Origin of the sequence: Pseudomonas sp. RG1, assembly GCF_025910115.1 — a bacterium.
GTDB classification, from domain to species: domain Bacteria; phylum Pseudomonadota; class Gammaproteobacteria; order Pseudomonadales; family Pseudomonadaceae; genus Aquipseudomonas; species Aquipseudomonas atacamensis.
The window spans coordinates 91805-118277 of sequence record NZ_JAPCIK010000018.1 but is presented as its reverse complement, the minus strand read 5'-3'; the positions used below and the strand labels follow the sequence as shown (position 1 = coordinate 118277).

26 protein-coding genes and 1 tRNA gene are annotated in these 26473 nt (G+C 58.8%); 9 read left to right on the top strand and 18 right to left on the bottom strand.

Features of this window, described 5'->3' with window-relative positions; genetic code table 11:
• The first annotated feature begins 23 nt into the window (after positions 1-23).
• Positions 24-455, top strand: coding sequence for a helix-turn-helix domain-containing protein (locus OK411_RS11135; protein ID WP_071171751.1), 432 nt, complete (start codon positions 24-26; stop codon positions 453-455).
• Positions 456-589: 134 nt separating this feature from the next.
• Positions 590-3514: an ATP-binding protein gene (locus OK411_RS11130; protein ID WP_264364871.1), complete on the top strand. Its 2925-nt coding sequence runs from the start codon at positions 590-592 to the stop codon at positions 3512-3514.
• Here OK411_RS11130 and OK411_RS11125 read toward each other — a convergent pair.
• Positions 3479-4951: an ATP-binding protein gene (locus tag OK411_RS11125; RefSeq protein WP_264364870.1), complete on the bottom strand. Its 1473-nt coding sequence runs from the start codon at positions 4949-4951 to the stop codon at positions 3479-3481. The genes OK411_RS11130 and OK411_RS11125 overlap by 36 nt on opposite strands.
• A gap of 90 nt (positions 4952-5041) precedes the next feature.
• Entirely contained in the window at positions 5042-5992 is a 951-nt protein-coding gene (locus OK411_RS11120; protein WP_264364897.1) for a GlxA family transcriptional regulator, read from the bottom strand.
• A 220-nt stretch (positions 5993-6212) separates the two neighbouring features.
• Between OK411_RS11120 and OK411_RS11115 the strand changes: the two genes are divergently transcribed.
• Positions 6213-6935, top strand: a complete 723-nt coding sequence (locus tag OK411_RS11115; RefSeq protein ID WP_264364869.1) for a pirin family protein — start codon at positions 6213-6215, stop codon at positions 6933-6935.
• A gap of 41 nt (positions 6936-6976) precedes the next feature.
• On the opposite strand, the gene OK411_RS11110 is transcribed toward OK411_RS11115, so the two are convergent.
• Both OK411_RS11110 and OK411_RS11105 read right to left on the bottom strand, forming a co-directional pair.
• Positions 6977-7483, bottom strand: a complete 507-nt coding sequence (locus OK411_RS11110; RefSeq protein ID WP_024012422.1) for a hypothetical protein — start codon at positions 7481-7483, stop codon at positions 6977-6979.
• 181 nt (positions 7484-7664) lie between these two features.
• Positions 7665-8540: a LysR family transcriptional regulator gene (locus tag OK411_RS11105; protein ID WP_217879715.1), complete on the bottom strand. Its 876-nt coding sequence runs from the start codon at positions 8538-8540 to the stop codon at positions 7665-7667.
• Between the two features lie 111 nt (positions 8541-8651).
• Between OK411_RS11105 and OK411_RS11100 the strand changes: the two genes are divergently transcribed.
• From OK411_RS11100 to OK411_RS11090, 3 genes are all read left to right on the top strand, one after another.
• Positions 8652-9851, top strand: a complete 1200-nt coding sequence (locus OK411_RS11100; protein ID WP_217879714.1) for a YbfB/YjiJ family MFS transporter — start codon at positions 8652-8654, stop codon at positions 9849-9851.
• 61 nt (positions 9852-9912) lie between these two features.
• Entirely contained in the window at positions 9913-10911 is a 999-nt protein-coding gene (locus tag OK411_RS11095) for an NAD(P)H-quinone oxidoreductase (protein WP_264364868.1), read from the top strand.
• A gap of 113 nt (positions 10912-11024) precedes the next feature.
• On the top strand, positions 11025-11969 hold the full coding sequence (locus tag OK411_RS11090) for an alpha/beta hydrolase (protein ID WP_071171745.1): 945 nt from the start codon (positions 11025-11027) through the stop codon (positions 11967-11969).
• 30 nt (positions 11970-11999) lie between these two features.
• Here OK411_RS11090 and OK411_RS11085 read toward each other — a convergent pair whose 3' ends face one another.
• Positions 12000-12329, bottom strand: coding sequence for a hypothetical protein (locus OK411_RS11085; protein ID WP_024012417.1), 330 nt, complete (start codon positions 12327-12329; stop codon positions 12000-12002).
• Positions 12330-12515: 186 nt separating this feature from the next.
• Here OK411_RS11085 and OK411_RS11080 point away from each other — a divergent pair, with 186 nt between their 5' ends.
• Entirely contained in the window at positions 12516-12791 is a 276-nt protein-coding gene (locus tag OK411_RS11080; RefSeq protein WP_264364896.1) for a hypothetical protein, read from the top strand.
• Positions 12792-12918: 127 nt separating this feature from the next.
• Positions 12919-13134, top strand: a complete 216-nt coding sequence (locus tag OK411_RS11075; protein ID WP_016774063.1) for a hypothetical protein — start codon at positions 12919-12921, stop codon at positions 13132-13134.
• Positions 13135-13215: 81 nt separating this feature from the next.
• Here the strand turns inward: OK411_RS11075 and OK411_RS11070 are convergent, their stop codons facing one another.
• The 3 genes from OK411_RS11070 to OK411_RS11060 form a co-directional block, all read right to left on the bottom strand.
• Positions 13216-13503, bottom strand: a complete 288-nt coding sequence (locus OK411_RS11070; protein WP_038861489.1) for a hypothetical protein — start codon at positions 13501-13503, stop codon at positions 13216-13218.
• Between the two features lie 173 nt (positions 13504-13676).
• Positions 13677-14702 carry an RNA 3'-terminal phosphate cyclase gene (gene rtcA, locus OK411_RS11065; protein ID WP_136493981.1) on the bottom strand — a complete coding sequence of 342 codons (1026 nt, stop codon included), beginning with the start codon at positions 14700-14702 and terminating at the stop codon, positions 13677-13679.
• A gap of 171 nt (positions 14703-14873) precedes the next feature.
• Positions 14874-16100, bottom strand: coding sequence for an RtcB family protein (locus OK411_RS11060; protein ID WP_130929166.1), 1227 nt, complete (start codon positions 16098-16100; stop codon positions 14874-14876).
• 196 nt (positions 16101-16296) lie between these two features.
• Between OK411_RS11060 and rtcR the strand changes: the two genes are divergently transcribed.
• A complete protein-coding gene (gene rtcR / locus OK411_RS11055; protein WP_136493980.1) occupies positions 16297-17901 on the top strand; it encodes an RNA repair transcriptional activator RtcR in 1605 nt (534 codons plus the stop codon).
• 422 nt (positions 17902-18323) lie between these two features.
• Here the strand turns inward: rtcR and OK411_RS11050 are convergent, their stop codons facing one another.
• From OK411_RS11050 to thrS, 10 genes are all read right to left on the bottom strand, one after another.
• Positions 18324-18539: a hypothetical protein gene (locus OK411_RS11050; RefSeq protein ID WP_136493979.1), complete on the bottom strand. Its 216-nt coding sequence runs from the start codon at positions 18537-18539 to the stop codon at positions 18324-18326.
• Between the two features lie 209 nt (positions 18540-18748).
• Positions 18749-18825 (bottom strand) — tRNA-Pro (locus OK411_RS11045).
• An 89-nt stretch (positions 18826-18914) separates the two neighbouring features.
• On the bottom strand, positions 18915-19271 hold the full coding sequence (locus OK411_RS11040; RefSeq protein ID WP_003179985.1) for a MerR family transcriptional regulator: 357 nt from the start codon (positions 19269-19271) through the stop codon (positions 18915-18917).
• A complete protein-coding gene (gene ihfA, locus OK411_RS11035; RefSeq protein ID WP_002553164.1) occupies positions 19252-19554 on the bottom strand; it encodes an integration host factor subunit alpha in 303 nt (100 codons plus the stop codon). Before ihfA ends, OK411_RS11040 begins: the two co-directional genes overlap by 20 nt.
• 3 nt (positions 19555-19557) lie before the next feature.
• Positions 19558-21936, bottom strand: coding sequence for a phenylalanine--tRNA ligase subunit beta (pheT, locus tag OK411_RS11030; RefSeq protein WP_136493978.1), 2379 nt, complete (start codon positions 21934-21936; stop codon positions 19558-19560).
• A 26-nt stretch (positions 21937-21962) separates the two neighbouring features.
• A complete protein-coding gene (gene pheS, locus OK411_RS11025; RefSeq protein ID WP_003226365.1) occupies positions 21963-22979 on the bottom strand; it encodes a phenylalanine--tRNA ligase subunit alpha in 1017 nt (338 codons plus the stop codon).
• Between the two features lie 109 nt (positions 22980-23088).
• Positions 23089-23445 carry a 50S ribosomal protein L20 gene (gene rplT / locus OK411_RS11020; RefSeq protein ID WP_002553161.1) on the bottom strand — a complete coding sequence of 119 codons (357 nt, stop codon included), beginning with the start codon at positions 23443-23445 and terminating at the stop codon, positions 23089-23091.
• A gap of 27 nt (positions 23446-23472) precedes the next feature.
• A complete protein-coding gene (gene rpmI, locus OK411_RS11015; RefSeq protein WP_002553160.1) occupies positions 23473-23667 on the bottom strand; it encodes a 50S ribosomal protein L35 in 195 nt (64 codons plus the stop codon).
• Positions 23668-23727: 60 nt separating this feature from the next.
• Positions 23728-24279 (bottom strand): translation initiation factor IF-3, encoded by a 552-nt coding sequence (gene infC / locus OK411_RS11010; protein WP_169432615.1) that lies wholly within the window; start codon positions 24277-24279, stop codon positions 23728-23730.
• Positions 24279-26201, bottom strand: coding sequence for a threonine--tRNA ligase (thrS, locus tag OK411_RS11005; protein ID WP_136493977.1), 1923 nt, complete (start codon positions 26199-26201; stop codon positions 24279-24281). The genes infC and thrS overlap by 1 nt, the downstream gene beginning before the upstream one ends.
• Positions 26202-26473 lie beyond the last annotated feature (272 nt).

Here is a 26473-nt window from a genome sequence, read left to right as displayed (position 1 = left end):
CCCCACCGACACGGACCTTGGCCATGGCTTATCTACAGCAAACCGTCGCCCTCGCCCCTGCCTGCGAACCGCGGAAGAACACGACTGGCGGACTCAGTCCGCAGCGCGAACGCCAGATCAAACAGTTGATCCTCGATCGCTTGGGCGAAAGTCTCGAAGTGGCTGAACTGGCCCGCGCCTGCTCACTGTCACGCAGTCATTTCTCCCGCGCATTCAAGTGCAGCACCGGCCTGTCGCCACAGGACTGGATCCGCGCCCAGCGCCTGGCCCGGGCCAAGTTGCTGATCCAGCACACCGACTTGAGCCTGACGCAAATCAGCCTCGAATGCGGCTTCTGCGATCAGGCGCACTTCTGCCACATGTTCACCCGCAGCGAGGGCATCAACCCCTTCGCCTGGCGCTGTCGAGTCATGGGCAGACCGAAAAACAACGCAGCGCAGCCTGCGGTGTTTTGACTGCTGCCGTTACGCCACCCGTTGCACTGATGCTCAAACCTGAGGATTATGCCCGGACACCCCGGATCAGAAGGCCTGCGCATGCGCCAGGGACTGATTCGCCCTGTCCGCCGCATCACCGCAGGAGCGCGCTGTTGAGCTTTTCCCCGAATCAGGCCATCGCGTTTGGCCCCTATCGGATTCATCCCGGGCAACGATTGCTACTTGAAGGCCAACAGCCTCTGCGCCTGGGACGGCGGGCGATGGATATCCTCCTGATTTTGCTGGCCCACGCCGGTGAAGTGGTGAGCAAACAGCAATTGATGGCCTGCGTCTGGCCAGACAGCGTCGTCGAAGACATCAATCTGCGCGTGCACATGGCGGCCCTGCGCAAAGCGCTTGGCGACGGGCAGAACGGCCAGCGCTACATCGTCACCGTGGCGCAGCGCGGCTACAGTTTTGTCGCACCGATCGTGCTCGACAGCATCGAACAAAAACCGGCGATGCCCGTCGCCAGACACAACCTGCCGCTGCGTCGTACGCGGATGATTGGGCGCCAGCCCGTGATCGATCACCTGATCGCGCAGCTGCCGCGCCGACGCTGCATCACTCTGGTCGGTCCCGGCGGCATCGGCAAAACCACCGTCGCCCTGCGCGTCGCCGAACAATTGCTCGACCAGTATCGCGACGGCATCCGCCTGGTGGACTTGGCGCCCATCGCCGATCCCGCGCTGATCGGCTCGCATCTGGCGACGCTGCTTGATCTGTCCGCGCCAGAAGGCGATGCGCAGGCTAGTCTGGTCGACGGCCTGCGAGAACGGCAAATGTTGTTGGTGATCGACAACTGCGAGCACTTGATCGATGCGGTCGCGTCGCTCAGCGAGCAGATTCTGCGCGGCGCGCCCAAAGTGCATATTCTCGCCACCAGCCGCGAGAGCCTGCGTGCTGAGGGCGAATTCGTGCAGCGTCTGGAATCGCTCGAATGCCCGTCCATGTCGTCGCCGATGGAGCCGGCTCAGGCGCTGGGCTTTGCCGCGCTGCAACTGTTTGTCGAGCGCGCGACCGCGGCGCGGGAAAGCTTTGAACTGAGCCCTGCACAGCTGCCGCAAGCGATTGAAATCTGCCAGCGCCTGGACGGCATTCCGCTGGCTCTGGAACTGGCCGCCGCGCAGGTCAGCGAATTGGGCATGGACGGATTGCTCAAGCAATTGCGCGAGGGTTTGCCGCCATTGTCGGCCGGACACCACAGCAGCGCCGAGCGCCACCTGACCCTGCGCGCAACGATGGACTGGAGCTTCAACCTGCTCAACGCCTGCGAGCAAACCTGTCTGCGGCGACTGGGAATTTTCCGCGGCAGCTTCACGCTCGCCTCGGCGGCAGCGGTGGTCATCGGCCAACAGATCGACCCCGGCGCGGTGTTCACCGCTGTCACGCAACTGGTGGCCAAATCCCTGCTGAGCGTCGAAGTGGGTGACGAAGATGTTTTCTACCGGTTGCTCGACACCACGCGCCACTACGCACTGGAGAAACTCGAGCAGGCCGACGAGCTCAGCGCAACCCGCCAACGCCACGCCGAGCGCTGCCTGACATTGATGCAGCAGGCGCAAGCGGATTGGGACAATACTCCGACTGTATTGTGGATGGAGCGCTATGCCAGGGGGCTGGAGGATCTGCGCGCGGCGCTGGACTGGAGCCTCGACGGGCCGGGACCGGAGGAGCTGGGCGTGCAACTGGCAGCCGCGTCGGCACCGTTGTGGCAGGAGCTGTCGTTGCTGCGCGATTACAGCCGCTATGTGCGCCGGGCACTGAGTCTGCTGGAGGCTTCGCCAGCAGGCTCGCTCCTGCCGCCCTGCCCTCGCCTGCAAATCGCCTTGAAACTGGCGCTCGGCAGCGCCAGCTATCACACCTGGGGCGGCACGCCACAAACCATCCAGGCCTTCGTCGACGCCTGCCGCTTGGCCGAAGAACACGGCGATCTGGCCGGGCAACTGCGTGCAATATCGGGGCATATGGCGGTCAATCTGAGTTGCGGGCATTACCGCATGGCGCTGGCCCAGAGTGAGCAATTTGATCGCATCGGCGTGCACGACGAGCCATTGCTGTCGCTGAGCACGCATCGCTTGCGGGTGTTGGCCCTGCATTATGCCGGCGACCAACCGCAGGCCCGCGTACATGCCGAGCAGGTGCTGCAACGCATGGCCCACAGCGGCCATCTCAATCGTTTCACCCATGGCTTTGGCGTGCAGTACGACCAGAGCGTCGCTTCGCTGACGGTACTAGCCCGCGTGCTATGGCTGCAGGGTCTGCCAGAACAGGCATGGCGCGCGGCACGGCAGGCGCTGGATATTGCCGTGCAGATCGACCATGGCACATCGATCTGTTACACCCTGGCGCTGGCCAGTTGTCTGATCGCCCATTACAACGGCGACGCCGCCAACGCCCGCGCGCTCCTGCAATTGTTGCTGGAGCAGTCGCAGAAGCATTCGGTACTGCTGTTCAATAATTGGGCGCGGCACTACGCGCAGGTGATCGATCCGGATAATGCCGCGCCGATATCGACGCAGAGCAGCGGTCTGATCCGGGAAGTGATGGTTACGCTGGATGAGCGTTTTGTCGATGAGGCACTGGTGGAGCGCGCGCGCACCGGGGATGCGGGCTGGAGTGCAGCGGAGATATTGCGGGCACGGGCGGCGGCATTAGTGAAGGGTTCAGAGTGGCCCCTTCGCGAGCAGGCTCGCTCCCACAAGGGGTCGGTGTCGGGCGCAAATTTCGAGTTGTGCGCTGTTTCCTGTGGGAGCGAGCCTGCTCGCGAATCGGCCTGCTCAGACACCGCTGAAACTCGAGAAGCCGAACAAATCCTGCAACAAGCGCTGACCATCGCCAGATGCCAAGGCGCATTGGCCTGGGAACTGCGCAGCGCCACGGACCTTGCTCAGTTATGGCAACGCCAGTCCCGCCATCGCGAAGCTTTGGATTTGCTCAGCCCCCTCTACCAGCGCTTCACCGAAGGCTACGCCACACCGGACTTGCGCAAGGTCCGCCTGCTACTCGACAGCCTGCGCGAGGAGTGCCTGGCCTGACGCATTGCGCGTGCGGCTGAGATAGCGCGCATGACGCTGTTGCAGTTCGAGCCTGTCGTCGCTGCGCTCAAAGCGATCACGGGCATAGCGGCGCACGGTGTTGAGCATCCAATAGCGCGCCGTTGCTCGGTTGGGTTCTTGAATGAGCAACGACTTGCGCGCCAACCCTTCGATAATTGCGGTCAGCCTGGATCCCGCCAGATCCACGCTGCTGATCACGCTCAGTGCCGCCTCCAGGGTAAAGCCCGTGCTGAACACCGACAGCCGCAGCAGCACACGCTGTTCCATTTCCGTCAGGTACTGGAAGCTCCAATCGATCGCAGCGGCCATTGACTGATGGCGCGGCTCCGCGGTGCGCCGTCCTTGGCCAAGCAACTGCAGACCGTTTTCAACCTGTGCCTGTAAACCGATCAAGCCCAGCGCGTCGATCTGCGCAGCGGCGAGCTCGATCGCCAGCGGCAGACCGTCCAGTTGGCGGCAGATTTCGCGCACACCCGGCAAATCCTGTTGGCGCAAACTGAAGCCCTGTTGCCGCGCTCGCGCGCGATTGACGAATAGCTGCACCGCCGGATAGCCCATGGCTTCCTCGACGGAGTTCAATGTATAGCGCTTGGGAATCGCCAGCAGCGGCACGTGATGAACGGCTTCCTGTGGAATGTGCAAGGCTTCGCGGCCGGTGACCAGAATCGACAGGCGAGGCGCGGCATGCAACAGGGTGTCTACCAGAGCCGCGCAGTTGTCGCGCTGGTGATCGCAGTTATCCAGCACCAACAAGGCGTGCCGGCCCGTCAGTGTGAAAAAGTCTGTATTCAGGGCGTGCAACAGGTGGTCGAGTAAGGGTTTGTCATCTTCGAGCATGGCAAGGTCGACCCACCAGGCGCCATCACGAAAATATTGCAGCAGCAACTCCGCCACGCGCAGTGCCACAGTGGTTTTGCCAACACCCGGCGCACCGTTAATCGTCATCAAGCGGCATACCGGCATTTGTCGAACCAGACTACCGATCAGGGCGTCGCGCCCACTGACTGGCGTCAGTCGTGCCGGAAGATTGTGCAGTGGCGTGAGGGCGGCAGCGGGCATGTGCAGCGCATCACTTGTGCCCTGCTCCACCGGGGCGACAAAACTGTAGCCGCACTGCGCCACGTGAATGATGTAACGCTGGCCGTTGGTGCCGTCGCCCAGTGCGCGGCGCAACGCCGCGATGTGCACCCGCAGGTTGATCTCTTCAACGATCGATGTCGGCCACACACGAGCAATCAACTGCTCTTTGCTGACTACCTCGCCCGCGTGTTCGAGCAGCACCTGAAGAATGTCCATGGCGCGCCCACCCATGCGCAGCGGCTGCTCGCCTTCAAGAACCAGACGCTGGCGCACATGAAAGGCGTAGGGGCCAAAACGCAGCACCGAACCTTGGCTTGTGTCGTTGTGATTATTCATGCCAAACATCTTGGCACTGTTGCGTGACGATACAACCGCCGGAGCCGACGCAGCACGGACATCCGGCTGCGTCTGACGGACAGAACCGCTCTAGCTGAACTGTTCGCGGTATTGTAACGGCGTAAGACCGAGCTTTTCGGCGAATAGCGAGCGCATGTGCCGGACACTGCCGAAACCACTTTTGTAGGCGATGGTTTTCAGCGGCAGATCGCTGGTTTCCAACAGGTTTCGCGCGCAGTCAATGCGGGCATTCTGCAGAAACTCCATGGGAGTCATGTTGACGTCACGGGCGAACAGGCGAGCAAAGTGCCGTGCGCTCATATTGGCCAATCCGGCCATGCGCTCGACTGTGAAGGGCTCATCCAAGTGTTCAAGTACGTAATTCTGCGCGCGGGTGATGGGCGTTTGTTGCGGTGAGACGGCCGCCATCAATGGGCTGAACTGGGCTTGCCCACCCTGACGCTTCATCACCACCAACAAAACCTTGGCGACGTCCTGGGCGATTTTCTTGCCGTGATCCCTGGCCACCACCGCCAGTGCCAGATCGATGCCAGCGGTCACGCCGCCCGAAGTGATGAGATTGCGATCCTCAACGTAGATCTGGTCGGTGGTCACCGTGGTTTTCGGGAAAGCCTTGATCAGGCGCTCGGTGTAGTTCCAGTGCGTGGTGACGCGATAACCATCAAGGAGGCAGGCATGGCCGAGGATGAATGCGCCAGTGCAAATCGAACCGTAACGCTCCGCGCGCGGCACGGCTTTTTTCAACCAGCCAAATAGCTCGGGAAATCTCTGGTTATAGGCGCCGGGGCCGCCGGGCACCAATAACAGGTCATAGCGGTCGGCCGCCTCGTCGATGTGCAGATCAGCCTGAACCTGTACACCATTGGAAGCCTTGAGCAAGCCGCGCTCCGTCCCTAGTGTCGTCAGTTGATAGTGCAAATCAGGTTTCAGATAACGGTTGGCGACTGAAAACACTTCCAGCGGCCCGGCCATGTCGAGCATCAGAAAGTCGGGGAACAGCACCATTGCCACGGTTTTCATGGGAGGCATCACACATATTCAAGGGTCAAGACGCACGTTACAGCCGGGGCATTATGGCCAACTGAGTCCTGACGAGCGTAATCGGATACGTGAACCATAACGCAAAACTGTCAACCTGAGCCGGACAGTCTTTCAATTTCCATCTACTTATTGCCTCCCAGGGTAACCAGTAACCTTCTCCTCACTCGGACGAATTCACGTCCAGCCAGGAGATTTCATCATGCTGACTCTTCGCAAAGCCTCCGATCGCGGCCTCGCCAATCACGGCTGGTTGAAGTCGTCTCACACCTTTTCTTTCGCCAGCTACCGCAACCCGCGTGAACAGGGTTTCTCCGATCTGCTGGTGATCAACGATGACCGGGTCGCCGCCGGCAAAGGTTTTGGCCAGCACCCGCACCGCGACATGGAGATCTTTTCCTATGTGCTCGAAGGCGCGCTGGAACACAAGGACACCCTCGGTACTGGCTCGGTGATCCGTCCCGGCGACGTGCAATTGATGAGTGCCGGCAGCGGGGTGGCGCACAGCGAGTTCAACCACTCGGCCACCAAGCCCGTGCACTTTCTGCAAATCTGGATCGTGCCGGATGTCAGTGGCGCCAAGCCGCGCTATCAACAGGAACACTTCAGCGCGCAGAAAAAACGTGGTCGCCTGCAACTGATCATCTCGCCGGACGGTAGCAACGGTTCTCTGAAAGTCCGTCAGGATGCGCGGGTCTACGCCGGGTTATTCGACGGCAAGGAAAGTGCCACGCTGAAATTGCCGGCCAATCGTTACGCCTACGTGCACGTTGCGCGTGGCAGTGTCGAACTCAATGGCCAAGCCTTGCAGGAAGGCGATGGCGTGCGGGTTCGTGAAGAACAGCTGCTCACTTTGAGCAACGGGGTCGATGCCGAAGTGCTGGTGTTCGACTTGCGCCCTCAGGAGTTGCCGGAAATGCCATGATCTGGCGCGATGCAGAACGGCCTTCCAATGAAGGCCGTTTTTTATTGCGGCGGCACAGTTGAGGGCTGTACGACCGGTTTGGGTGACGATACCTCTTTGCCAATCTGAATCGCTGCCAGCGTGGTCTGTATGGTGGTCAACACCGCCGCCTGATTGGCGAAATGTGCGCCAACAAGCAAGGAAGCCACGCCGAGGAAATGCACAGTGGTGGCAGCCCAGTAATTGGCCTTGACCGTCGATGCCTGTCTGATCGCTTCCCGCGATTCGTCGGCAATTTTCTGCACGCCCATCCACATCAGGTCATAACGCTTGTCCCGTTCCTGTAGGGCCTTGTCCCGTTCAAGATAGACCTTGTCCCGCTCTGCCTGAGCAGCCAGGAACCCGCGAATGTCGGCGCGCATTTCTGCCACGCGGCCATCCATCCTCGTCTCGATGGTTTCTATCCTGGCATCGAATTCTTCGCGACTTATGCTGCTCATGATTTGCCTGTCCCGCCCCGCGTCCGATCTGTCCGTGACTGCATATTGATTCACTTCCCTGATTTTCAATTCGACACCTTCCTGCGGCTACGCGGCCTTCCCTGGCTCTCCGTTTCGATGCGTCACTGAGGTCTGCATCGAGCTGTAGTGACAATAGAACTCATCACGGACTACAACAAGCCGGCCCATTCTGTCTCGGACGTAGGCTGTTTCGTCAGCAGTTGTAGCCTCGGGCAAAACCCTGAACCACTTATTCGTTTTCCAGCGCAAAGGCCTCAACGATCTGCTCGATGACCGCCCGTACCCGCGCGGTGTGACGCAGGTCGGCATGGGTGACCAGCCACACTTCATACGGCAGCGGCCGGGTCCGCTCCGGCCAGAGTCTGACCAGGCCGTCGCGTTCGCCCATGTACACAGGAATCTCCCCTACCCCGAGGCCGGCGGCAAGGGATCGACGCACTAGAAGGCTGGAGCTGAGCGTGGTGACGATGCGTCCGCGGGTCAACGGTTCAGAGACCAGCGTAAGGTCTTTTTTGCTCTGTAAGTACGGCTGATAGACCACCAGATCATGGCCCTCGAAAGCGCTGCCGGGCTGCGGTTCTCCATGGCGATCGACATAGGCCTGTGCTGCGAAAAGTCCTACAGGCCAACGGGCGATCCGTCGAGCGATGAGATCAGGGTTATCCGGCCGGGTATTGCGCACCGCGATATCGGCCTCGCGCTTGGCCAGACTGAGGATTTGCGTCGACGCATCCAGCTGGATCTGCACATCTGGATGTTGATCATGCAGGCGCGCCATCGCCGGAATGATGAAGTCAATGGCCATCGAGTCGGTGGTGCTGACCCGTACATTACCGGTAAGACGGTCATCCAGCCCGTGGATGTGTCGCTCCAGTTCCAGCGCCGAATGCTCCATTTTTTCCACACTTTTACGCGCCGCTTCACCAACGGCGGTCAGCGCATAACCGTCGGAGGTTCGCAGGAACAGCGTCGCGCTCAATGCCTTCTCCAGCGCAGTAATGCGCCGTCCGACCGTGGCCTGATCGACGCCCAGAACACGCGCAGCCCCGCGCAATGTCGACTCGCGACAGACCGCCAGAAACACTCGCGCATCATCCCAATTCATACGGATCCTCTTTGAAGCATTTTTGCATCATTGTGCCGCTTAATCGCTGCGTATGCGCAGCAACGATAGCCGATAAGCTGAGCGCCATACACCTCTTGTGAGATCGCGATCATGCGTACTGCAAACTCTACCGGCATCTGGCTGCCGATCTTCGCCGGACTTTGCGCCAGTCTGGTCAGCATTGGCCTGGCGCGTTTCGCCTACACGCCGCTGATCCCTTCGCTGATTCAGGCGCAGTGGTTTTCGGCCAATGATGTCGTCTACCTCGGCGCGGCCAATCTGGTCGGCTACTTGATCGGCGCCCTGCTCGGTCGGTCCATGGCTCACCGAACAGGCAACCGCAACGCCTTGCGCCTGATGATGCTGGCGGTCACGGCGGCATTCTTTGCCTGTGCTTATCCGCTGTCGGTGAGCTGGTTCTTCGGCTGGCGTTTGCTCTCCGGGATTGCTGGTGGCGCGATCATGGTGCTGGTGGCGGCAACCGTGCTGCCTCACGTTCCGGCTGCTCGCAGAGGCTTGGCCAGTGGCGCAATCTTCCTTGGCATCGGCCTGGGGATTGCCGGCTCCGGCACCATCGTGCCGCCACTGCTGACTCTTGGCTTGCAGGCAACATGGCTGGGGCTGGGCGCGCTGGCGTTGTTGCTGACCGCGGTGAGCTGGTTCGGCTGGCCTGCGGATACCACGCATGCCGTGGCTGCGCACGCAACGTCGGCTGATGAGCCAACACCGTCGGGCGTTTACCTTTTATTCGCTCAATACGCGTTCATGGCCGCCGGGCTGGTGCCTGCAATGGTGTTTCTGGTGGATTACGTAGCGCGTGGATTGGGTGCCGGGGCGCATATCGGCGCAATGGTCTGGGTCATGTATGGCCTGGGGGCGATTGTCGGGCCGGTGACTTACGGCTTCCTGGCCGACCAGCTCGGCGCCCGCACTGGTATTCGACTGGTGTTGGTAGTGCAAGCCATCGCCCTCGGTTTGCTGGCCGTCTCCCATTCATTTCTGGCACTGGCTTTACTGGCGGTGATTCTCGGCTCGTTCCCGCCGGGCATCGTGCCGCTGGCCTTGGCCCGGGTGCATGAACTGGTGCCGTCGCATCACCGTCAGCAGATCGCCTGGAGCCGCGCCACTGTGTCATTCGCAACCTTTCAGGCGCTGGCCGGGTTTGCCTATTCGGCATTGTTCAATGCCTCGGGCGGCCAGCACACGCTGCTGTTTGTGATCGCCGCTGGCGCGATCGTCGTCGCTCTACTGCTGGAACAAGCCATGCGCTGGCTACCCTCTACAACTGAACCCCGTTGCGCGGCGAACTGAAGGGAATCATTGCGCGCTGCCAGCGTTCCCATCTACACGACCTTTTTCACAGGAATCGACAATGTCACTGCCCAACGAAATGACCCGTATTGAAATCACCGAACCCGGCGGCCCTGAAGTATTGCAAGCCAGGCGCGTGCCTCTGCCGACCGTTGCCGAAGGCCAAGTGCTTATCCGCGTTCACGCTGCCGGCATCAATCGTCCGGATGCCTTGCAGCGCGCCGGCAAATATCCGATGAAACCCGGGATGGACCCGATTCCCGGCCTGGAAGTGGCTGGCGAAGTGGTTGCACTGGGTCCCGGAGTTACGCGGTTCGCTGTGGGCGATCGCGTGTGCGCACTGACCAATGGCGGCGGCTACGCGGAGTATTGCGCGGTACCAGCCGGCCAGACTTTGCCTGTGCCGGATGGAGTCGATTGGGTCCAGGCCGCCGCGATTCCGGAAACGTTTTTCACCGTCTGGGCCAACCTGTTCGGCCTCGGCGGTGCCAAGGCCAGCCAGCGCGTGCTGATTCACGGTGGCACCAGCGGTATCGGTACCACAGCGCTGATGCTCTGCCGTGAATTCGGTATTGAGGCGTTCGCCACCGCCGGCAGTCCTGAAAAATGCGCCGCAATCAGCAAACTTGGCGGGCAGCCGATCAACTATCGGGAAGAAGATTTTGCCAAGGTCATTGCCGAGAAGACCGCAGATCAAGGCGTGAACGTGATTCTCGACATCATGGGTGGCTCGTATCTGAACGGTAACATCAGCGCACTGGCGATGGACGGCCGACTGGTGATGCTCGGTTTCCTCGGCGGCGCCCGCGCCAACGACATCGATCTGCTGGCGATCCTCGGCAAACGCGCGGTGGTCACCGGTTCGCTGCTGCGCGCGCGTACCGCTGCGGAGAAAGCCGCCATCGCCGATCAACTGCAAGAGCACGTTTGGCCTGCCCTCAGCGCCGGGCGCTGCCTGCCGATCATCGACAAGGTTTACCCGCTGGCTGACGCGGCTCAGGCCCATGCCCGCATGGAGGGCGGCGATCATATCGGCAAGATCGTCCTGCAAGTGGCGTGAGCGATTGCAGCATCTTGTAATCGTTGCACATGCACGGTGGTCTAAAATAATCACGCGCAGACCGAGGCATCTGGTAAAAAGCGTTCTTTGTCTGCGCCGTGGTGAAACGATTAATGTTCCTGTCCTTGCTGACTCGTCTGCGACGCCGCCGCCTGGCGTTCGCCATGATGGCCGCGCTGATCATCGGCGTGCCGACGAGTTGTGCGGTGCTGGAACACACCGAGCGCAAACTGCTTTTTCGCATTGAGCCGGGCACTGCCGGCTGGTATCGCGGACTGCCCGGCAGCGTTCAGGAACTCGATCTGCAACCGAAGAGTTTCAAAGCCGGGCAGAACATCCATGCCTGGTGGTGGCCGGCTGAACGTGCCAATGCCCCGGCAATCCTTTACTTGCATGGCGTGCGCTGGAACCTCACCGGACAGTTGTTCCGCATAGAGCAACTACGCGCGGCGGGCTATTCGGTGCTGGCCATCGATTATCGAGGGTTCGGCCAAAGTAAGGGTGATTTACCATCCGAAAGCAGCGTTTATGAAGATGCCCGCGTGGCCTGGGAGCGCTTCCAACTGCTGCAACCGGACCCGAACAAGCGCCTGATCTATGGCCACTCTCTCGGTGGCGCGGTGGCGATTGATCTGGCGGCCGAACTGGGACAGAACGCGGCGCGCAACCACACACCTCTGCCGGTTCGCGGTCTGGTCATTGAATCGACCTTCACTTCTCTCGCCGACGTAGCCGCCGCCGTGGCCAACACCTCGCTCCCGGTGCGCTGGTTGCTCTCGCAGAAATTCGACTCCATCGACAAGATCGCCAATATTCATATGCCGCTTTTGGTGGTGCATGGCCTGGCTGATGCCTTCGTGCCGCCGCGCTTCAGCGAGCAGCTGTTCAATGCCGCTGAGCAGCCCAAGCGCCTGTTGCTGGTGCCCGGAGCAACGCACAACAACAGCATGGCGCTTGGCGGTCAGGGGTATCGCAAGGCTCTGGATGCGTTGATGCAGAGCAAGCCGTTGCCGCGGGTGGCCGGGCCGGCAGTCGCCAAGGGTTCTGGCGATTCCTAAGCTGTGTTACCAGTGCTGGATAAAGGGGCATCAGCGCCGAGCCAACTCATGCCGTACGCATTGCTCATAATAGGTCTGCTTGACAGCTGCCGGTTTGAGCTTGGAACTGCTATTGTAGGTCTGCTCGGTAATCCCCATCGCTGTCATGCGCATCCAAGGCTGCTGGAACCGGCGAACCTGCAATTGCTTGCGCGCGCCATACAGTGAAACTCCTGACAATTTCGATCGCTGCGCCCCGGCAGCGATATCCGAGCCCCAAGTGCAGGCAAAGCGATGGCCTTTGCTTAACTCTTTTGCCTGCACTCCCGAGGCGATCAAAGCCAGGGAAAGCATCGCAACGGTGATGACAATCGTCCGCATATAGCCAACCTAACCTTTTGAAAAAAGGCGATTTTGCCGGGGCGAAATGTCTCTGGGGGCCAGCAATTTGCCTGCTGTCGGGATTTTTTTCATCAGGGTGAAATTCGCCGCTCGTCCAGTACCGCGCACCTTCGCCAGACAGGCCTATCCAACGCTGTACATCCCACCGCGCAGAAGGCCCACGTGATGAACAAGAAAGTTTTCGCCTTGTCGTTTTTCAGCCTGTGCCTGATCGGCCCGATTCACGCTTCGGCAGCCGAATCCACGGCGGGCGCAGCAACCCCTGCCACGGCCTTGCCCGGCGTCAATCATGCAGAAAGCTCTCGCGACCATGACGAGAAGGCGAACAAGAAAGGCGAAGAGTCCTCAGGCGCCAACGCGGGATCAGAGCCGCATGAGACAGAAAAGGATGCCGCGACGTCGAGCGATTCCGAAGACCTGGATAAAAAACCCGCTCAGTAAGAGTGGATTCGCTTTTAGTAACGAAAATCCGACACCGAAACTAGCGCAACACCGGGTGATATCAATATGATGCGCGCACTGGCCGCCATAGAGGGCGGCCAGAGGAAAATACATCCAAGGAATGCAAATGAAAGATTTCGTCATCGGCGTCAACAACATCGTTCTCTACATCGCATTGGCGGTCATCCTGATCGTTTCCCTCTTCATGATGAGCCAGAGCTTTCTCTCGGGTCTCGGTATGTTCGTAGGCGGCACCCTGGGCTGGTGCATCGTCTCCGGCTTCTGGTTCGTGCAATCGGCGACCTATGAAGAATTGCGCAAGTTGAACTCGAAAACCAACTGATCTGCGCCGAGTATTCGTTAAAGAGAAAAGGCCAATGTCATCGACATTGGCCTTTTTTTTAGCGGCGAAGAGACTGGTTCGTCATTGTTTGGTGCACTGAGCGCCAAGTCCCATGCCCATGGAACCCAGAGCTACCATCGGACCGCTCGGTAGTTCGCAGGTATATTCGCCATTCTCGGTTTGAGCGGTGTAGAACGTTGTATTGAAGTCACTGCGGATGTTGGAAACCTTGATCACGGGTTTGCCGATGGTGGTCTGTGCTCGATTCTTGAGATCACTCTCCCCCGGCTTTACGGTCTGGCATCCAGTGACCGCGAGGACCATTGTTGCGAATAAAGCGAGAACCGGAATAGTCCTTGATGAGTTCATTGCAGATCGACCTTTTTGATTTTGTACCGGAAAAATTTGACAGTCAGCTGCCAAGCGACAGGACTTTAAGGTCGAGCCGGAACAGGGGCAATTAGGTCGGATGTGCTAATGGCTGAAGGCTAGTGGCGCTCTCAGTGAAGTTTTGCGACTGCCTTCGGGATCGCAGGTCGCTACTAATGAGTTTGTGAAACTACTATCCGCAAGCGATCACCGCCCCCCTCCTGGCAATCGATACGGACGGGCAAAAACAGCTGGATGACTTCAATGTTGCTGCGCAAATGATCAGTCATGCGCGGCGTGGTGAACGATCCACCGCCGGCCAGCGCCATCGGCAACAGCAACTGATCGGCCAAGTGCTCAGCGACCGCAGCATCACTGCGCAGCCAGTCAGCAGCCTGATTGATCGCGGCATCCGCTACTTTCTCAGCGCGTAACGACACTTGGCCAAATGCGCTGAACACTTCAGTGACGTGCTCGAAAACGTACTCAAGCAATAACACATTGCCCGGGCCGCGTGCCGGATCAAGCGTCACTTGGTGCAGCGCGTCCGCTGGCCAGTTCAACCGCTTGGCCACTTGGCTCAGTTCTCGCTGAGCGACGGTAGGCGCAAGTCCGGCAGTCAGCGCCAGAGCCTGCCGTGAAATCGCCTCGCCGCGCTCACACACATCCAGTCGCGTCAGGCGCGACGGCTGCACCGTCACGGCAATCTCGCCACCGCCAGCCGGTACGAAACCATGACGCAGCAACTCCAGCTCGACATTGCCGCCCATGCGCCGCAGCAGCGGTAGCCAACTGCGCGAGAGGAAATCCGTCGGCGGTGCCAGCGGATTGTGGGTGCCACCGGAGATTGTCACTCGACTGGCCTGCGGCGCCTGCAACAAGGCTGGCAACAGCGTCTGTAGCACCAGCGTGCAACTGCCCGCCGTGCCAATAGCGAACTGAAAGTTGCCTCCGCTAATCTCGCCCGGTTCGAAGCTCAGGGCTCGCGACCCCAGATGCGCACCAGATATCTCTGCACCACAAACCTCGGCCGCCGCCATCACGGCTGTCAGATGTTGACGCAGCAGTCCTGGACGGCTGCGTCTGGCGCGGATCTGTTTAATACGAAACGCCCGGCCTGTCACCATCGACAGGCTCAGCGCACTGCGCAACACCTGGCCACCACCAATGGCGCCGTCCAGTTCAATTATGTCTTTCATTGCCAATCCCTTACGCGTTCAGCCCGACGGTGTCTCGGAGGTACCATTTAGCCGTCGTGAATCTTCCTGAGTTTTCAATAGTGTCGGTACTTCTCGCTCAGGCTCAGCCGCGATGAAACGCTGCCGTGCCGGACGACGCGGCCCAAAGGCGTTCGCGCCAGTACCGATTGCTTAACCTTTGACGCACACCACCTGACGCAGGGTGTGCAGCACTTCCACCAGCTCACGCTGGGCGTGCATGACTTTGTCGATGTCCTTGTAGGCCATCGGAATTTCGTCAATCACCGCTTCGTCCTTGCGGCATTCCACGTGGGCCGTGGCGCGAATCTGATCGGCGACGGTGAAGGTATTCTTGGCCTTCGTGCGGCTCATGGTGCGCCCAGCGCCATGGCTGCAGGAACTGAATGACTCTTCATTGCCCAGACCGCGAACGATGAAGCTCTTGGCGCCCATCGAGCCTGGAATAATCCCCAGCTCGCCCTTCTTCGCTGACACGGCGCCTTTGCGGGTAATCAGCACGTCTTCACCGTAATGCCGTTCCTTCTGCACGTAGTTGTGATGGCAATTGACCGCTTCGAGCGCGACCTCGAAAGGCTTGTGGATGATCTGCCGCGTGGCCTGAATCACTGCGCGCATCATCAGTTCACGGTTCTGTCTGGCGAAGTCCTGCGCCCAGCCAACCGCCTCCACGTAATCATCAAAATGCTGACTGCCCTCTTCGAAATAGGCCAGGTCACGGTCCGGCAGGTTGGCAATGTGCTGGCGCATATCGGCTTGGGCCATCTGGATGAACAGGTTGCCGATAGCGTTGCCGACGCCACGCGAACCACTGTGCAACATGAACCACACCCGGTTGGCTTCATCCAGGCACACTTCGACGAAGTGATTGCCACTGCCGAGCGTCCCCAAGTGCGCCCGGTTGTTGGTATTGGCCAGTTTCGGATACTTGTCGGTGATCAATTTGAAGCGCGGCTGCAACCCCGCCCAGGCCTGATCGGCTTGCTGCGGAACCTCGTCCCAGGCGCCTTTGTCTCGCCGCGAACGATTCGAACTGCGGCCGTGGGGCACCGCTTGTTCGATTGCAGTACGCAATCCATGCAGGTTGTCTGGCAGATCTGCAGCCGTCAACGACGTACGCGCAGCGATCATGCCGCAACCGATGTCGACGCCCACCGCTGCGGGAATGATCGCGCCGACCGTTGGAATCACACTGCCAATTGTCGAGCCCTTGCCCAAGTGCACATCGGGCATCACCGCCAGATGCTTGAAGATGAACGGCATTTTTGCCGTGTTCATCAACTGTGCGCGGGCTTCGTTTTCAACCGGGACACCTTCGGTCCAGAGTTTGATGGGTTTGCCGTTGGCGACTTCGAGAAGCTGGTAGGTTTGGTCTTTCATATCTTAGTGTCCATGTTCGTTTCCATCAGCATTGCAGCCGCTGTGCCAGCTTTGGATGCGGCCATGGTTGTTTCTGCTATGTTTTTGATTTTATTACCCTTTATTCTCTGATGCGACGAGTCTCGGTAATCTATGGAAGACAAATCAGCCCAGCAAAATTATCATTGCATATCGTCATTTATCTTATGAGATAAGCATGCCCAGCAAACACACGGTCGCCATCGGATTTATCGGAGCCACCCTGGATCGTGTCGGCAAAGGTGCCAGCCGCTGGAATTATTGGCGACCAAGCGTAGGTCTGTGCCAACAAACAGGTCTCCCTATCCATCGGCTTGAATTGATTCACGGCCTCGACGCGCGCGACGTCAGCCTCGCCGAGCGCGTCCGAGCGGACATCCAGCAGATTTCTCCAAGCACCGAAGTGCGCCTGCATCCAATGTCGCTGCGCAACCCTTGGGATTTCGAGGAGGTGTACGGCGCCCTGCACGACTTCACCACTGCGTACAATTTTGACACCGAGCACGAGGATTACCTCGTCCACATCACCACCGGCACCCACGTCGCACAGATCTGCTGGTTCCTGCTCACCGAGGCGCGTTACCTGCCGGCCCGGCTGATCCAGACCTCCCCCGCCAAGCGCAAAAACGATAACGAACCCGCCTGCGGCACTCATGCGCTGATCGATCTCGATCTGTCGCGCTATGATCGGATTGCTTCACGCTTCGCCAGCAAACGTCTCGAAGGCCTGGAATTTCTCAAGTCCGGCATCGCCACGCGCAACCCGGCCTTCAACCGCTCCATTGAGCAGATCGAGCGCGTTGCGCTGCGCTCCAAAGCCCCCATGCTGCTGATCGGCCCGACCGGCGCCGGCAAATCCTTCCTGGCGCGGCGCATCTACGAACTTAAACGCAATCGCCATCAGATGCAGGGACGCTTTGTCGAAGTCAACTGCGCCACTTTGCGTGGCGACGGCGCGATGTCGGCCTTGTTCGGCCACGTCAAAGGCGCCTTCACCGGCGCGCAAAACGCTCGCGATGGCCTGCTGCGCGCCGCCGATGGTGGCATGTTGTTTCTCGATGAAATCGGTGAGCTCGGCGCAGACGAACAAGCGATGCTGTTGAAAGCAATCGAAGAGAAACGCTTCTTCCCGCTGGGCTCGGACAAGGAAGTCGAGAGTGATTTTTTGATCATTGCTGGCACCCACCGCGACCTGCGCAGCCGGGTCGCCGAAGGCGCGTTTCGCGAGGACCTGTACGCTCGGATCAATCTATGGACGTTCGACCTGCCAGGCCTCGCCGGGCGCCGCGAAGACATCGAGCCGAACATCGACTTCGAACTGGAACGCCATGCTCGCGAACAGGGTGAGCGGGTGCGCTTCAATCTGGAAGCACGCCGACGCTACCTGGCCTTCGCCAGCTCACCTGCAGCAGCCTGGCTGGGCAACTTTCGCGAGCTGTCCGCATCGATTACGCGGATGGCGACTTTGGCCGACAGCGGGCGCATCGATGAAGCGCAGGTCGATGATGAGATCGAACGATTGCGATATGCGTGGGGCTTGGCGCATCCCTCTGCGCTATCGACTGAGTTGCCAGGAGATGGCGAGAGCATGGACTTGTTCGATCGCTTGCAGTTGAAGGCTGTCATTGAGGTGTGCCAGAAGGCGGACAGCCTGTCGGATGCCGGCCGACAGTTATTCGGGGTTTCCCGGCAGGCCAAGGCGCAACCCAATGATGCCGATCGCTTGAGGAAGTATCTGGGGCGGTTCGGGCTTGAATGGGGTGAGGTAGTTGGCGCGAAGTAACGCTGTATTCCTGCTTATGCGGCGCTAATGACTACTGTAGAAAAAATGAATTAGCCGCCTGATCTCTCGGTCAAGAATTATGAACGCAGTAAATCTGACGAGGTGACAGCAATGACTATCCAGGCAGAGACACTCGTACAACTGACCGAAGCGCTTCAAGAGCGCGGCATGAAGATGGTTTCAGATGTTCATTTCACTCGCGCGCCGTACCGATACAACCACCGCTGGATCTGCATAGTCGAGTAAACACGCTTGTTGCCGGCGCCTGGATCGATCATTCAGGTGCCGGCGCCGCTCGGCTTCGCCCTTAAAACCCAGATAACCGTCCCCACATAAATCTCGGCTACGTTGGGAGAGGATTCGGTGGCAATAAAAAACCCGGCGCGATGGCCGGGTCTCGTACACGAAATAATTCGATGCGCCTATTTTGCGCCGCCGTTATCGCGACCGGTCTGGGCATCTTGATCTGAACCAGGATTGCCGGGTGGCGGATTCCAGTCCTCTGGTCGTTCGTCGGTACCCTGCTTTGGCTCAGAATCAGCTTGCTCCAAGCCGGAATCATGGCCCTCGCCAGTGTCAGGGTTTTGCTCACTTGGTCCCGGATATGACGCTTCAGGGCCATTGTTGTCGTCGATCATCATTCTCTCCCATCAGTGGCGCAGGGGCTGCGCTTAATAAGTGAGAGGAGATCGGCGCACAGAGAGTGCTATTTGCTCGACGAGCGGACATTCTGACCAACCCAAACACTTGGTAGTGCGAGTCGCAGGCGTGATCGAGCAGCCCCGCGCATCTCAAACACATGAAAAAGGCCAATGCTGTGAACATTGGCCTAAGTCATTGAAAAATATGGTCGGGACGGAGTGATTCGAACACTCGACCCCTAGCACCCCATGCTAGTGCGCTACCGGACTGCGCTACGCCCCGACTGATGTTGCATCTCGCTCTTCACCTCGAAGAGCGCTCAAGAATATATCGCAAGCGTTTGAAAACTGGAAGTATTCAAACGCCGCTTTTTATTTCTTGAGCACCACCAGGACATCTTCCAATTCGGCAATCATCTGACGAATCATCTGTTTGTACTGGGTGGTATCGTCTTTGGCTTCGTCGCCGGACAGACGCAGACGTGCGCCGCCGATGGTGAAACCCTGATCGTAAAGGAGCGCGCGGATCTGCCGGATCATCAGCACGTCCTGGCGCTGATAATACCGGCGATTCCCGCGGCGTTTGACGGGGTTGAGCTGAGGAAACTCCTGCTCCCAGTAGCGCAGCACGTGTGGCTTTACGGCACACAGCTCGCTGACTTCACCAATGGTGAAGTAGCGTTTGCCCGGGATGACGGGTAGTTCGTCGTTATGACTTGGTTCCAGCATAAGCCTCAACTCGGGCCTTCAACTTCTGCCCTGGACGAAAGGTGACCACACGGCGAGCCGTGATCGGGATTTCTTCCCCCGTTTTCGGGTTGCGGCCAGGCCGCTGGCGTTTGTCCCGAAGGTCGAAATTGCCGAAACCGGACAATTTGACCTGCTCATTGTCTTCAAGAGCGTGCCTGATTTCCTCGAAAAACAGTTCTACCAATTCCTTGGCTTCCCGCTTGTTCAGGCCCAGCTCTTCATACAGACGTTCCGCCATCTCAGCTTTCGTCAAAGCCCCCATACGTCACTTCCTTAACGTGGCGTTCAACCTTTGTTCGAGCGAGGTGAGGATATTTTGCGTCGTCGAATTCACCTCATCGTCATTAAGAGTGCGCGATGGATGCTGCCAGGTCAAGCCAACTGCAAGGCTTTTTCTATCAGGATCAATACCTTTACCTTGATACACGTCAAACAGCCTGAGCTCTGTGAGCCATTCGCCTGCATTTTCACGGATTACGTCCAGCACAGCCGAGGCCGCGACGTCTTTGTGCGCGATCAGTGCAAGGTCACGACGCACTTCAGGAAAGCGCGACAACTCGTGGAATTTCGGCATTTTACCGAGCGCCACTTCCGCCAGAACCAGCTCGAAGACGAACACCGGACGATCCAGCCCCAGCGCCTTTGACAGCTCAGGGTGAATTGCACCGATATAGCCTACCTCGCGACCTTCACGCTCGATGCGCGAGGTCTGACCCGGATGCAGCGCCGGGTGCTTACCCGGAGCAAAGGTGAACGAATCCAGGGCACCAGCGAAACCCAGTACCGCTTCCACGTCAGCCTTTACGTCGAAGAAGTCGACGGTATCCCGACCCTGCGCCCAGCCTTCCGGCAAGCGACTCCCGCAAACAACCCCGGACAGCATAGGCTCTTGCTTCAAGCCCTCAAGCTGACCGACGAAGCGCAGGCCGCTCTCGAACAGACGCACGCGATCCTGCTGACGGTTGAGGTTGTGCTGCAACGCCTTGACCAGGCCAGGCCACAGCGACGAACGCATGGCCGCCATGTCATTGGAGATAGGGTTGGCCAGCAACAGCGGCTCGACGCCTGGATTGAACAGTTCGAACTGACGCGGATCGATGAAGCTGTAAGTGATCGCTTCCTGATAACCACGAGCAACCAGCAGACGACGCAACTCAGGCAGATCACTACGCGCTTCGGCCTTGGCTTGTGGCGCCAGACGCGCTTGCGGGTAGCGAACCGGCAGACGGTTGTAACCGTACAGGCGAGCCAGCTCTTCGATCAGGTCGACTTCCAGACTGATATCAAAGCGGTGGCTTGGAACTTCAACGTGCCATTGCCCTTCGCCCTCAGCGGTGATGTTCAGGCCCAAGGCACTGAGCAGACGCTCGACCTGTGCCGAATCCATCTCCATGCCAAGCATCTGCGCGATGCGCTGAGCGCGCAGAGTGATCGGTGCAATCGATGGCAGATGTTGCTCGCTGACGGTCTCGATGATCGGACCCGCTTCGCCGCCAGTGATTTCCAGCAGCAGGCCAGTGGCGCGCTCCATGGCTTCACGTGCCAGCTGCCAGTCAACACCACGCTCGTAGCGATGCGAAGCGTCGGTATGCAAGCCGTAAGAACGTGCCTTGCCGGCAACCGCAATCTGATCGAAGAACGCAGATTCGAGGAACACATCACGGGTGGTCGCGGAAACACCGCTGTGCTCGCCACCCATGACACCGGCGATCGCCAGTGCACGAGTGTGGTCAGCGATGACCAGCGTATCGCTACGCAGGCTGACTTCCTGACCATCAAGCAGAACCAGCTTCTCACCCTCTTCAGCCATGCGCACACGAATGCCGCCATTGATTTCGGCGAGATCGAAAGCGTGCAGTGGCTGGCCGAGCTCGAGCATCACGTAGTTGGTGATGTCGACGGCAGCGTCGATGCTGCGCACGTCAGCGCGACGCAGACGTTCAACCATCCACAGCGGAGTTGGCTTGGACAGGTCGACGTTACGGATGACCCGACCCAAGTAACGTGGGCAGGCAGCTGGGGCCAGCACCTCGACCGAACGGACTTCGTCGTGTACCGCTGCAACCGCAGCCACCACAGGACGGGTTACCGGCACGGCGTACAGCGCGCCGACTTCACGAGCCAGACCGGCCAGGGACAGGCAGTCACCACGGTTCGGGGTCAGGTCAACCTCGATGCTGGCGTCTTCCAGATCCAGATACACACGGAAATCTTCGCCCACCGGCGCATCGGCCGGCAGCTCCATCAGACCGTCGTTGCCCTCACCAACCTGCAATTCGGCTTGCGAGCACAGCATGCCGTTCGACTCGACGCCACGCAGCTTGGCTTTCTTGATCTTGAAGTCGCCCGGCAGTTCGGCACCGATCATGGCGAATGGAATCTTCAGGCCCGGGCGCACGTTTGGCGCTCCGCACACGACCTGGAAGGTTTCCGCGCCATTGCTGACCTGGCATACGCGCAACTTGTCGGCGTCCGGATGCTGCTCGGTGCTCAGCACCTCACCCACCACCACACCACTGAATACGCCGGCGGCCGGAGTAACGCTATCGACCTCAAGACCGGCCATCGACAGACGGGCAACCAGCTCGTCGCGATCTACCTGCGGGCTGACCCAGCCACGCAGCCATTGTTCACTGAATTTCATCCTGCTCTCCTAAGAATTCGTTACGACTAGCGAAATTGCGCGAGGAACCGCAAGTCGTTGTCGAAGAACAGACGCAAGTCGTTCACGCCGTAACGGAGCATGGCCAGACGCTCGACGCCCATGCCGAAGGCAAAGCCGGAGAACTCTTCCGGGTCGATGCCGGACATGCGCAGCACGTTCGGGTGAACCATGCCGCAGCCCATCACTTCCAGCCAGCCGGTCTGCTTGCAGACGCGGCAGCCTTTGCCACTGCACATCACGCATTCCATATCGACTTCAGCGGATGGCTCGGTGAACGGGAAGTACGAAGGACGGAAACGCACGGCCAGTTCTTTCTCGAAGAACACCCGCAGGAATTCTTCGATGGTGCCTTTGAGATCGGCAAAATTGATATCGCGATCAACCAGCAGGCCTTCGACCTGGTGGAACATCGGCGAGTGGGTGATATCGGAGTCGCTGCGATACACACGGCCCGGGCAGACGATGCGGATCGGCGGCTGCTTGGACTCCATGGTGCGGACCTGTACCGGCGAGGTATGGGTGCGCAGCAACATGTTGGCATTGAAATAAAAGGTGTCATGCATCGACCGGGCCGGGTGATGGCCTGGGATGTTGAGCGCTTCAAAGTTGTGGTAGTCGTCTTCGACCTCTGGGCCTTCGGCAATGCCGTAGCCAATGCGGGTGAAGAACTGCTCAACGCGCTCCAGAGTCCGGGTGACCGGATGCAGACCGCCAGAGGTCTGGCCACGGCCCGGCAACGTCACGTCGATGGATTCGGCAGACAGTTTGGCAGCCAGCTCGGCTTCTTCAAACAATGCCATGCGCGCATTGAGAACGCCTGTAACACGTTCCTTGGCAACGTTGATCAGCGCACCGACTTGCGGACGCTCTTCGGCCGGCAGATTACCCAGGGTCTTCATCACCTGAGTCAATTCGCCCTTCTTGCCAAGGTATTGAACCCGGATTTGTTCCAGGGCATTGATATCTTCAGCGCTTTGCACAGCCTCTAGTGCTTGAGAGACCAGCGCATCCAGGTTTTCCATGTACAGACTCCAGATACAAAATAGGGGAAGAGCTTGAAGGCTCTTCCCCTATTTATGACGTTTAACACCTGGCCCCACAGAGGTGAGGCCGGGTGACTGTCGGGGGTACTTAAGCCAAGGTGGCTTTAGCTTTCTCGACAATCGCAGCAAACGCCGCTTTTTCGTTCACTGCCAGATCAGCCAGAACCTTGCGGTCGATCTCGATGGACGCTTTTTTCAGGCCAGCGATGAAACGGCTGTAGGACAGACCGTTAACACGAGCACCAGCGTTGATACGAGCGATCCACAGAGCGCGGAACTGACGTTTTTTCTGACGACGGTCACGGTAGGCGTATTGGCCTGCCTTGATTACCGCTTGCTTGGCAACACGGAATACGCGGGAGCGTGCGCCGTAGTAGCCTTTAGCAAGTTTCAGAATTTTTTTGTGACGCTTACGGGCAATGACGCCACGCTTTACACGAGCCATGAGTTACTTCCTCTATTCTTGACTAAATTAACGAAGGCGCAGCATGCGCTCGACTTTTGCCACGTCAGACGGATGCAGCAAGCTGCTACCGCGCAGTTGACGCTTACGCTTGGTCGACATTTTAGTCAGGATGTGGCTCTTGAAAGCGTGCTTGTGCTTGATGCCGTTAGCAGTTTTCAGAAACCGCTTGGCAGCACCACTTTTGGTTTTCATTTTTGGCATGTTCGGATACTCCGCATTCAGTTGATAAACATAATCAGAAGGCCTGCCGTGCCCTGTTGATTACTTCTTCTTTTTCGGGGCGATGACCATGATCAGCTGGCGTCCTTCCATCTTAGGATGCTGTTCGACCGAACCGTACTCGAGCAGGTCTTGTTCAACCCGCTTGAGGAGTTCCATCCCCAGCTCCTGGTGGGCCATCTCACGGCCGCGGAATCGCAAGGATACCTTGGCCCTGTCCCCGTCACTCAGGAAACGTACCAGGTTGCGCAGTTTTACCTGGTAATCCCCTTCCTCCGTCCCTGGACGAAACTTGATTTCTTTAACCTGAATCTGCTTCTGGTTTTTCTTCGCCGCAGCAATCTGCTTCTTCTTCTCGAAGATCGATTTGCCGTAGTCCATCACCCGGCAAACAGGCGGGACTGCATCTGCGGAGATTTCCACCAGATCAAGCTTTGCTTCTTCAGCGATACGAAGCGCTTCATCAATCGAGACGATGCCAATCTGCTCGCCATCAGCGCCAATTAACCGAACCTCGCGTGCCGAGATATTCTCGTTGATCGGGGCTTTCGGTGCAGCTCGTTTATCTTGTCTCATTTCACGCTTAATAATAATTACTCCGAATCTGGGCGACCACGCCGGGAAACCGCTTGCGCGAGAAACTCAGCGAACTGGGCGACGGGCATCGAGCCCAGGTCAGCACCTTCACGAGTACGCACAGCGACAGTCTGCATCTCGACTTCCTTATCTCCGATAACCAAAAGATAGGGAACCTTGAGCAAAGTATGCTCGCGGATTTTAAAGCCGATCTTTTCATTTCTCAAGTCGGACTTGGCACGAAATCCGCTTTCGTTGAGAGTTTTTTCAACCTCTGCAACAAAATCTGCCTGTTTATCAGTGATATTCATGATCACCGCCTGGGTTGGCGCGAGCCACGCAGGGAAGGCACCTTCGTAGTGCTCGATCAGAATCCCGACGAAACGCTCGAACGAACCGAGGATCGCGCGGTGCAACATCACTGGGTGTTTGCGGCTGTTGTCTTCGGAGACGTATTCAGCGCCCAAACGGACAGGCAGGTTAAAATCGAGCTGCAAGGTACCACACTGCCAGACTCGACCGAGACAATCTTTCAGCGAGAACTCGATCTTCGGCCCGTAGAAAGCACCCTCGCCCGGCTGCAGATCGTACGGCAGGCCAGCAGAATCAAGGGCTGCAGCCAATGCTGCTTCAGCGCGATCCCACAGCTCATCGGAGCCGACACGTTTTTCCGGACGAGTGGACAGCTTCATCTCGACTTCGGTAAAGCCGAAATCGCGATAGACGTCCATGGTCAGTTTGATGAACGCAGCGGACTCGACCTGCATCTGCTCTTCGGTGCAGAAAATGTGCGCGTCGTCCTGGGTGAACGCTCGCACACGCATGATGCCGTGCAACGCACCCGACGGTTCGTTACGGTGGCAGGCACCGAACTCGGCCAGACGCATCGGCAACTCACGGTAGCTTTTCAGGCCCTGATTGAACACCTGCACATGGCACGGGCAGTTCATCGGCTTGATGGCGTAGTCGCGGTTTTCCGACTGAGTGGTGAACATGTTGTCGGCGTAGTTGGCCCAGTGCCCGGATTTCTCCCACAGGCTGCGGTCGACGACTTGAGGAGTCTTGATCTCAAGGTAGCCGTTGTCGCGCTGGATCTTGCGCATGTACTGCTCGAGCACCTGATACAAAGTCCAGCCATTCGGGTGCCAGAACACCATGCCCGGCGACTCTTCCTGAGTGTGGAACAGGCCCAGGCGCTTGCCGATCTTGCGGTGATCGCGCTTCTCGGCTTCTTCGATGCGCTGGATGTATGCCGCCAGTTGCTTCTTGTCGGCCCAGGCAGTGCCGTAAACGCGCTGCAACTGCTCGTTCTTGGCGTCGCCACGCCAGTAGGCGCCCGACAGCTTGGTCAGCTTGAAGGATTTCAGGAAACGCGTGTTCGGCACGTGCGGACCGCGGCACATGTCAACGTATTCTTCGTGATAGTACAGACCCATGGCCTGCTCGTTCGGCATGTCTTCGACCAGGCGCAGCTTGTAGTCTTCGCCACGGGCCTTGAACACTTCGATCACTTCGGCGCGCGGAGTGACTTTCTTGATGACGTCGTAATCCTTCTCGATCAGCTGCTGCATGCGCTGTTCGATGGCCGCCATGTCTTCCGGCGTAAATGGACGCTCGTAGGCGATGTCGTAATAGAAGCCTTCGTCGATGACCGGGCCGATGACCATCTTCGCGGTCGGGTACAGCTGTTTGACCGCGTGGCCAACCAGGTGCGCGCAAGAGTGGCGAATGATCTCCAGCCCCTCTTCATCCTTTGGCGTAATGATTTGCAGGGTCGCGTCGCTGCTGATGATGTCGCTGGCGTCGACCAGTTGGCCATTGACCTTGCCGGCGAGCGTGGCCTTGGCCAGACCTGCACCAATGGATGCGGCGACCTCGGCTACGGAAACCGGGTGATCGAATGAACGTTGACTGCCGTCGGGAAGAGTAATAGTTGGCATGGCGCCTCCTCTCCTAGTGGTGACCCCTACCAAAGGTCACGTGGGTTGGGATGAGCCAGTACAAGATCCGATCCAGGCCATTCAATGACGAACGCCTGCCTTACAGCGGCAGGAGCCTTGCGGCCAACCGGAAAACCGAACCAGAGTGACTGGGATTCAAATCGGAAAAAATCGCACGCCGACCGCTTCGGGACTGAAGGTCATCCGAAGCCTGAGAACGCTTGAGCCCGGCATGCTAGCACAGATGAGCGGTCGCTCACGCCCTGATTTGG

Coding starts and splice junctions, on each gene's coding strand:
- OK411_RS11105 (WP_217879715.1), bottom strand. CDS start 8,540: ATGAATTGGGATGATGCGCGAGTGTTTCTGGCGGTCTGTCGCGAGTCG.
- thrS (WP_136493977.1), bottom strand. CDS start 26,201: ATGCCAACTATTACTCTTCCCGACGGCAGTCAACGTTCATTCGATCAC.
- pheT (WP_136493978.1), bottom strand. CDS start 21,936: ATGAAATTCAGTGAACAATGGCTGCGTGGCTGGGTCAGCCCGCAGGTA.
- OK411_RS11070 (WP_038861489.1), bottom strand. CDS start 13,503: ATGAACTCATCAAGGACTATTCCGGTTCTCGCTTTATTCGCAACAATG.
- OK411_RS11060 (WP_130929166.1), bottom strand. CDS start 16,100: ATGAAAGACCAAACCTACCAGCTTCTCGAAGTCGCCAACGGCAAACCC.
- ihfA (WP_002553164.1), bottom strand. CDS start 19,554: ATGGGGGCTTTGACGAAAGCTGAGATGGCGGAACGTCTGTATGAAGAG.
- OK411_RS11095 (WP_264364868.1), top strand. CDS start 9,913: ATGTCACTGCCCAACGAAATGACCCGTATTGAAATCACCGAACCCGGC.
- OK411_RS11125 (WP_264364870.1), bottom strand. CDS start 4,951: ATGAATAATCACAACGACACAAGCCAAGGTTCGGTGCTGCGTTTTGGC.
- OK411_RS11040 (WP_003179985.1), bottom strand. CDS start 19,271: ATGCTGGAACCAAGTCATAACGACGAACTACCCGTCATCCCGGGCAAA.
- OK411_RS11075 (WP_016774063.1), top strand. CDS start 12,919: ATGAAAGATTTCGTCATCGGCGTCAACAACATCGTTCTCTACATCGCA.
- rtcR (WP_136493980.1), top strand. CDS start 16,297: ATGCCCAGCAAACACACGGTCGCCATCGGATTTATCGGAGCCACCCTG.
- OK411_RS11120 (WP_264364897.1), bottom strand. CDS start 5,992: ATGAAAACCGTGGCAATGGTGCTGTTCCCCGACTTTCTGATGCTCGAC.
- rplT (WP_002553161.1), bottom strand. CDS start 23,445: ATGGCTCGTGTAAAGCGTGGCGTCATTGCCCGTAAGCGTCACAAAAAA.
- OK411_RS11115 (WP_264364869.1), top strand. CDS start 6,213: ATGCTGACTCTTCGCAAAGCCTCCGATCGCGGCCTCGCCAATCACGGC.
- rpmI (WP_002553160.1), bottom strand. CDS start 23,667: ATGCCAAAAATGAAAACCAAAAGTGGTGCTGCCAAGCGGTTTCTGAAA.
- OK411_RS11090 (WP_071171745.1), top strand. CDS start 11,025: ATGTTCCTGTCCTTGCTGACTCGTCTGCGACGCCGCCGCCTGGCGTTC.
- rtcA (WP_136493981.1), bottom strand. CDS start 14,702: ATGAAAGACATAATTGAACTGGACGGCGCCATTGGTGGTGGCCAGGTG.
- OK411_RS11100 (WP_217879714.1), top strand. CDS start 8,652: ATGCGTACTGCAAACTCTACCGGCATCTGGCTGCCGATCTTCGCCGGA.
- OK411_RS11135 (WP_071171751.1), top strand. CDS start 24: ATGGCTTATCTACAGCAAACCGTCGCCCTCGCCCCTGCCTGCGAACCG.
- pheS (WP_003226365.1), bottom strand. CDS start 22,979: ATGGAAAACCTGGATGCGCTGGTCTCTCAAGCACTAGAGGCTGTGCAA.
- OK411_RS11085 (WP_024012417.1), bottom strand. CDS start 12,329: ATGCGGACGATTGTCATCACCGTTGCGATGCTTTCCCTGGCTTTGATC.
- OK411_RS11080 (WP_264364896.1), top strand. CDS start 12,516: ATGAACAAGAAAGTTTTCGCCTTGTCGTTTTTCAGCCTGTGCCTGATC.
- OK411_RS11050 (WP_136493979.1), bottom strand. CDS start 18,539: ATGATCGACGACAACAATGGCCCTGAAGCGTCATATCCGGGACCAAGT.